The organism is Massilia pinisoli (assembly GCF_024753285.1).
In the GTDB taxonomy this organism is placed as follows: domain Bacteria; phylum Pseudomonadota; class Gammaproteobacteria; order Burkholderiales; family Burkholderiaceae_D; genus Telluria; species Telluria pinisoli.
Genome location: NZ_JANUGW010000046.1, coordinates 1 through 5,938, shown reverse-complemented (window position 1 = coordinate 5,938; position 5,938 = coordinate 1). Strand labels below are relative to the sequence as shown.

At 68.1% G+C, this 5,938-nt stretch carries 6 protein-coding genes; 4 read left to right on the top strand and 2 right to left on the bottom strand.

Annotation, left to right across the window (positions count from 1 at the left end; genetic code table 11):
• Nucleotides 1–42 precede the first annotated feature (42 nt).
• Entirely contained in the window at nucleotides 43–468 is a 426-nt protein-coding gene (locus tag NX784_RS28610) for a VOC family protein (RefSeq protein WP_258820067.1), read from the bottom strand.
• 39 nt (nucleotides 469–507) lie between these two features.
• Nucleotides 508–1,515, bottom strand: a complete 1,008-nt coding sequence (locus NX784_RS28605) for a YeiH family protein (RefSeq protein ID WP_258820066.1) — start codon at nucleotides 1,513–1,515, stop codon at nucleotides 508–510.
• A 94-nt stretch (nucleotides 1,516–1,609) separates the two neighbouring features.
• Here NX784_RS28605 and NX784_RS28600 point away from each other — a divergent pair, with 94 nt between their 5' ends.
• The 4 genes from NX784_RS28600 to NX784_RS28585 all read left to right on the top strand — a co-directional run bounded on the left by NX784_RS28600 (nucleotide 1,610) and on the right by NX784_RS28585 (nucleotide 5,804).
• A complete protein-coding gene (locus NX784_RS28600) occupies nucleotides 1,610–2,500 on the top strand; it encodes a LysR family transcriptional regulator (RefSeq protein ID WP_258820065.1) in 891 nt (296 codons plus the stop codon).
• 105 nt (nucleotides 2,501–2,605) lie between these two features.
• Nucleotides 2,606–4,036, top strand: a complete 1,431-nt coding sequence (locus NX784_RS28595; protein ID WP_258820064.1) for an aldehyde dehydrogenase family protein — start codon at nucleotides 2,606–2,608, stop codon at nucleotides 4,034–4,036.
• Nucleotides 4,020–4,949 (top strand): AraC family transcriptional regulator, encoded by a 930-nt coding sequence (locus NX784_RS28590; RefSeq protein ID WP_258820063.1) that lies wholly within the window; start codon nucleotides 4,020–4,022, stop codon nucleotides 4,947–4,949. The genes NX784_RS28595 and NX784_RS28590 overlap by 17 nt, the downstream gene beginning before the upstream one ends.
• A gap of 9 nt (nucleotides 4,950–4,958) precedes the next feature.
• Nucleotides 4,959–5,804: an alpha/beta fold hydrolase gene (locus tag NX784_RS28585; protein ID WP_258820062.1), complete on the top strand. Its 846-nt coding sequence runs from the start codon at nucleotides 4,959–4,961 to the stop codon at nucleotides 5,802–5,804.
• The last annotated feature ends 134 nt before the right edge of the window (nucleotides 5,805–5,938 follow it).

Here is a 5,938-nt window from a genome sequence, read left to right as displayed (position 1 = left end):
AGAAAAGCCCGCTCAGTTCAGTCTGAGCGGGCTTTTTGCTTTCTACTTGCCCACACGCCGCGCAATCGGATGCCCGGCTCGCAACTGCAGCAAATCCCATAAATTCCCGTACAGGTCTGTGAATACAGCGACCGTGCCGTAATCCTCTTCCTTGGGCTCGCGCACGAACGTCACGCCCTGGCTGCGCAAGCGCTCGTAATCGCGCCAGAAATCGTCGGTATTCAAGAACAGGAAAACACGGCCGCCCGCCTGGTTGCCGATGAACGGTTGTTGTTCGGGTGTCGACGCTTTCGCCAGCAGCAACGTGGTGCCGGCCCCGCCCGCCGGCGCGACCACGACCCAGCGCTTGTCCTGCACGGGTTGGTACGTGTCGTCCAGCAGGTCGAAACCCAGCTTGTTGACGTAGAAGTCGATGGCTTCGTCGTAATCCCGTACCACCAGGGCGATATGGACGATGGATTGCTGCATGCGGGCTCCGCTGTGGTCGATGAGTAAAGACCCAGTGTATCAGCGGATCCCCACCAGGACGATCAACCCCCAGCTGATCACACCGAGCCCCACCAGCGACACGACGACGGTCGTCGTGACCTTGCCGCCCGCGCGCAAGACAGCGCGCGCGTCGACGCCGAGGCCGAGCGCCGCCATCGACATGCTGGTCAGCCATCCGGACGCGGCATGCGCGGGGCCGAGCACCGCGTGCGGCAACGCGCCGGCGGAGCGCAACGTCATCAGGACGAGGAAGCCGACGATGAACCACGGGACGAGTTGCGCGACTGGCAGCGATTGCGTCCGCCCGCCGCGGCGCCGCAATAACGACAGCCCAAGCACGACAGGGCCGAGCATCAGCACGCGCACCAATTTCACGAGCGTGCCGATCTGCAGACTGATTTGCGATACCGGCGCCGCCGCGGCCAGCACCTGCGGCACGGCATACACGGTCATGCCGGCGAAGACGCCGTACTGGAGCGGCGTCAGGACAAGGATCCGGTCGAGCAGCGGTAGCGCCAGCACGACGGCGACACCCAGCACCGCGGTGAAGGCGATCGACGAGGCGACGTCTTCGCCGTCCGCATCGATGACGGGTGCGACGGCCGCGATGGCCGAGTTCCCGCAGATCGAATTCCCGCACGCGACCAGCACGGCGAGCTCGTGCGGCAACCGCAGCAGCCTGCCGACAGCGTAGCTGAACGCGATCGCCAGCACGACGGCGACGGCGATCCCGCCCAGCAGCGGCAAGCCTTGCGCGACGATCGCGCCGGCACTGACGGACGCGCCGAGCAGCAGCACCGCCACCTCGAGCACGACCTTCGCCGAAAAGCGCACGCCGGCGTTGCACGCGGCGGGAATCGGCATCACCGTGCGCACGACGCTCCCCAGCACGATCGCGAGCACGAGACTCTCCAGCCATGCGCGGCCGAAGAGCGCGGTCTCGGCCCGTTCCAGCACGACGGCAGCGCCCGTGACGGCAGCGCTGAGGCACAGGCCAGGTACCAGCGGGAGGATTTTATGGTGCATGTCGTGTTTCCTTGATCGAGCCCGCAGTATCGGCTCGACAAGACCGTTCGGTCCATCTTAAAATTGCGCACGATTCATGCAATAAAATCGAATAATGACTCTCGACCAGCTCCGTATCTTCGTCGCCGTCGCCGAACGCCAGCATCTGACGCAGGCCGCGGACGTCCTTGCCTTGACACCGTCCGCCGTCAGCGCGTCGATCCGCGCGCTGGAAGAGCGCTACGGCACGCCCTTGTTCGATCGCGTGGGGCGGCGCATCGAAGTCAATGCGGCGGGACGCGTCTTCCTCGACGAAGCGCGCGCCACGTTGGCCCGCGCCGCCGGCGCGGAACGAGTGCTGGTCGAACTGGCGGGTCTCGCGCGCGGTGCGCTCGCATTGCAGGCCAGCCAGACGATCGCCAGCTACTGGCTCCCGCCGTTGCTGGTGCGCTTTCGCGCGACGCATCCGCAGATCGAGGTGCGGCTCGACGTCGGCAATACGCAATCCGTGGCGGACGCGGTGCGCGACGGTGCGGCCGATCTCGGTCTCGTGGAGGGTGCCGTCGACGACGCGGCGCTCGCCGTCGACAGCATCGGGCAGGACCGCATGGCGATCGTCGTCGCGCCCGCGCACCCGTGGGCGCGCAAGCGCAAGCTGACGGCGGGCGATCTGCAGGCGGCGCACTGGATCATGCGCGAACCCGGATCGGGCACGCGCTCCGTGCTCGAAGAGATGCTGGTGGCGCAGGGCGTGGACCTGGCCGCGCTGCACATCGCATTGACCTTGCCGTCCAACGAAGCCGTGCGCGCGGCCGTCATGAGCGGCAGCGACGTGGCGGCATTGTCCGAACTGGTGGCGGCGCCGTACATCGCGGCCGGTCTGCTCGCCAAGGTGTGCGTGACGCTGCCGCCGCGCGATTTCTTCCTGCTGCGCCACCGCCAGCGTTATCGCAGCCGCGCGGCCCGGGCATTCGAGGAATTGGTGCACGCCGGCCCCGCTGCCTGATCCGCGCGCGATCGGCAGGATCAGGCAATCCTTCGTCAGTATCCTGCTACCGCTGCAAGCATGCGGACTCCTATGATGGATGCATCGTTCACGAGGAGTCCAGCCATGAAGTCCATAGCCACCATCTACATCGACGGCCAGTTCGTCACCCCGCACGGACGCGAGCCGCTCGTGCTGCTCGACCCGGCCACCGAGCGCGAAACGACCACCGTGATCCTGGCCGACGCCGTCGACGCGCAGCGCGCGATCGCCGCGGCGAAGGCGGCGTATCCGGCCGTGTCGCGCACGACCCGCGAGCGGCGCATGGCGTGGCTGCAGCGCCTGCACGATGCCGCGGCCGCCGCCGAACGGGACCTCGTCGACGTGATCGTCGCGGAATATGGCGGCACGATGGCGATGGCGACGGGTACCGCGCGCCGCGCCGCGGCATCGTTCGGGATCGCGCGCCGCCTGCTGGCCGAGTACCCGTTCGAGCGCGAGGTCGGCGGGGCGCGCGTGACGATGGTGCCGCACGGCGTCGTCGGCATGATCACGCCGTGGAATGCGAGCATCGGTTTCATCGCGAGCAAGCTGGCGATGGCGATTGCCGCCGGCAGCACGTCCGTCATCAAGCCGAGCGAGCTGAGTGCCGCGCAGACGGAACTCATCACCCGCGTGATGCACGGCGCGGGGCTGCCGCCCGGTCTCTTCAACATCGTCACGGGCCGTGGCGACGTGGTCGGCGCGGAGATCACGCGCCATCCCGACATCGCCAAGATCTCGTTCACGGGATCGACCGCGGTGGGCAAGGCCATCGCGCGCGGCGCCGTCGACACGATGAAGCGCGTGACGTTGGAACTGGGCGGCAAATCGCCGACGGTCCTGCTCGACGATGCCGACTTCGCCAAGGCGATGCCGCTGGCGGCGCAGGCCGCGGTGATGAACAGCGGCCAGGCGTGCATCGCGGGGTCGCGCCTGCTGGTGCCGCGGCATCGCGTCGGCGAAGCGCACGAGCTGGCGGTGCGGGCGTTCCGCGACCTCGTCGTCGGCCCGACCCGCGATCCGCGCGTGAACGTGGGCCCGATGGTCACGCGCACGCAGTACGAGCGGGTGCAGGCATACATCCGCAAAGGCATCGAGGAAGGTGCGACCTTGCTGACCGGCGGTCCGGGTCGGCCGGATGGCCTCGAGCGCGGCTATTTCGTGCGACCCACCGTGTTCGGCGATGTCCGCAACGATATGACCATCGCGCGCGAGGAAATCTTCGGCCCTGTGCTGTCCATCATTCCGTACCGCGACGACGACGACGCGATCGGCATCGCCAACGATACGCCGTATGGACTGCACGCCTATGTGTTCGGTGCCGACCTCGCGCGCGCGAACCGCGTGGCGGCGGAGATCCAGGCCGGGCGCGTGTTCGTGAATGGATTGTATGATGCACCGGAGGCCCCGTTCGGCGGCTTCAAGCAGTCCGGCCTGGGACGCGAATTCGGCGTCTTCGGCCTGGACACCTATCTCGAACCCAAAGCCATCATGGGCCATGACAAACGACTCTGAACTGCACGCCCTCGACCGGTTGCGCGGCCTGGTCGAGAAAGCGATGCGAGGCGCCGGTGCAGGTTCGCTGGACCTCGCCACCGATCTGCCGTGGCTCTGGCTCGTGCGGCGGCCCGCGCCGACGCCGGCGGGACGCGGCATCCTGTCGCCATCCGTCTGCCTGCTCGTGCAGGGCGAGAAGGAGATGCTCGTCGGCCAGCAGGTGCTGCGCTACGGGCCCGGATGTTATGTGCAGGCGGGGATGGCGATGCCCGTGTCCGGCCAGGTGACGCGCGCGAGTGAGGCGGCGCCGTATTACGGCATCCGCGTCGACGTCGATCCGAAAGAGGTGGCGGCCTTCGTGCTGGAGATGCGGCTGCAGCTGGCGGGCGGCGACGCCGACCCGCCCGTGGTCACGGTCGAACGCGCGGACGAGGCCATGCTCGACGTCTTCGTGCGCTTCCTGCGGCTGCTCGAGCGACCGCGCGACGTGCCCGTGCTGGGGCGCCTGCTCAAACAGGAGCTGATCTATCACCTCGTGACGGCGCCCGGCGGCGCGACGATGAGCCGCGGCGCGGTCGGCGGGCAGCGCGAACGCGCGGTGGGCGACGCGATCCACTGGATCCGCACGCATTACAACGAGCCGCTGAGCATCGACGCACTGGCGCGCACGGTGCACATGAGTCCCTCCGTGCTGCATCGCCGCTTCAAGGCCGCGACGGTGATGAGCCCTTTGCAGTACCAGAAGCAGGTCCGTCTGCTGGAGGCGCGCAAGATGCTGATGAGCGGCGACGTCGAGGCGGCCAGCGTGGCGTATGAAGTCGGGTACGAAAGCCCGTCGCAGTTCAGCCGCGAGTACCGCCGCCTGTTTGGCGCGCCGCCGCTGAAGGACGCGGAGCAGTTGCGCCGCCAGCCTGTTGCGGCCCAGCCCTAGGAGAACTCGATGATCGAAGCGGACCTGGTTCTGGACGACGGTCGCACGCTGCATTTCTATGACCAGGGGCCGTCCGATGACGGCAGCCTGCCCGTTTTCTGGCTGCACGGTACACCGAACATCGGCCGGCCGCCCGAGCCGTTGTTCGCCGACGCCGCCCGCCTGGGCCTGCGTTGGCTCGGTTACGATCGGCCCGGCTACGGAGGTTCGACGCCGCACGAAGGCCGCAACGTCGCATCGGCGGCCCACGACGTCGTTCGTATCGCGGACCGTCTCGGCATCGACCGGTTTGCCGTCATGGGGCACTCCGGCGGCGGTCCGCATGCGCTGGCGTGCGCGGCGCTGCTTCCCGAGCGGGTACTGGCCGTCGCCAGCATGGCCGGGCTTGCACCGTTCGATGCGGAAGGACTTGACTGGTTTGCCGGCATGCGGCCGTCCGGCGCGGCGGGCCTGCGCGCGGCGCGCGCGGGACGGGCGGCCAAGGCCGCTCACGAGGCCGCGCATCCGGAATTCGACCGTGCGCTGTTCACCGAGGCCGATTGGGTCGCGCTGGCGGGACCGTGGTCCTGGTTCGACAGCGTGGTCGGGCCGGCGCTGATCAATGGCCCGGGCGGGCTGGTCGACGACGACGTGGCCTACGTGACGCCCTGGGGGTTCGACTGTGGGCAGATTACGCGGCCGGTGCTCTTGCTGCATGGCGGCCAGGACCGCATGGTGCCGAGCAGTCACGGCGAGTGGCTGGCGCGACATTGCCCAGCGGCCGCGTTGTGGCTGCAACCCGAGGACGGACATCTCTCGATACTAAGCGCGGCGCCGCGTGCGCTGGCGTGGTTGCGCGAGCATGCCGTGCCGTAGCCGCGACGCCGAATTCCGCGTCGCGGTGATGCGAAAAAGCTGTTGACGACGGCCGCGCATTACTGCATAATCTCGCTTCTCTGCTGCTGACGAACACAACGCTTCGCAAACGCAGCAAGGCAGTACCGAATACA

Bases quoted from the DNA above. Each gene is read 5' to 3' on its own strand.
- NX784_RS28590 (WP_258820063.1), top strand. From the start codon at position 4,020: ATGACAAACGACTCTGAACTGCACGCCCTCGACCGGTTGCGCGGCCTG.
- NX784_RS28595 (WP_258820064.1), top strand. From the start codon at position 2,606: ATGAAGTCCATAGCCACCATCTACATCGACGGCCAGTTCGTCACCCCG.
- NX784_RS28600 (WP_258820065.1), top strand. From the start codon at position 1,610: ATGACTCTCGACCAGCTCCGTATCTTCGTCGCCGTCGCCGAACGCCAG.
- NX784_RS28610 (WP_258820067.1), bottom strand. From the start codon at position 468: ATGCAGCAATCCATCGTCCATATCGCCCTGGTGGTACGGGATTACGAC.
- NX784_RS28585 (WP_258820062.1), top strand. From the start codon at position 4,959: ATGATCGAAGCGGACCTGGTTCTGGACGACGGTCGCACGCTGCATTTC.
- NX784_RS28605 (WP_258820066.1), bottom strand. From the start codon at position 1,515: ATGCACCATAAAATCCTCCCGCTGGTACCTGGCCTGTGCCTCAGCGCT.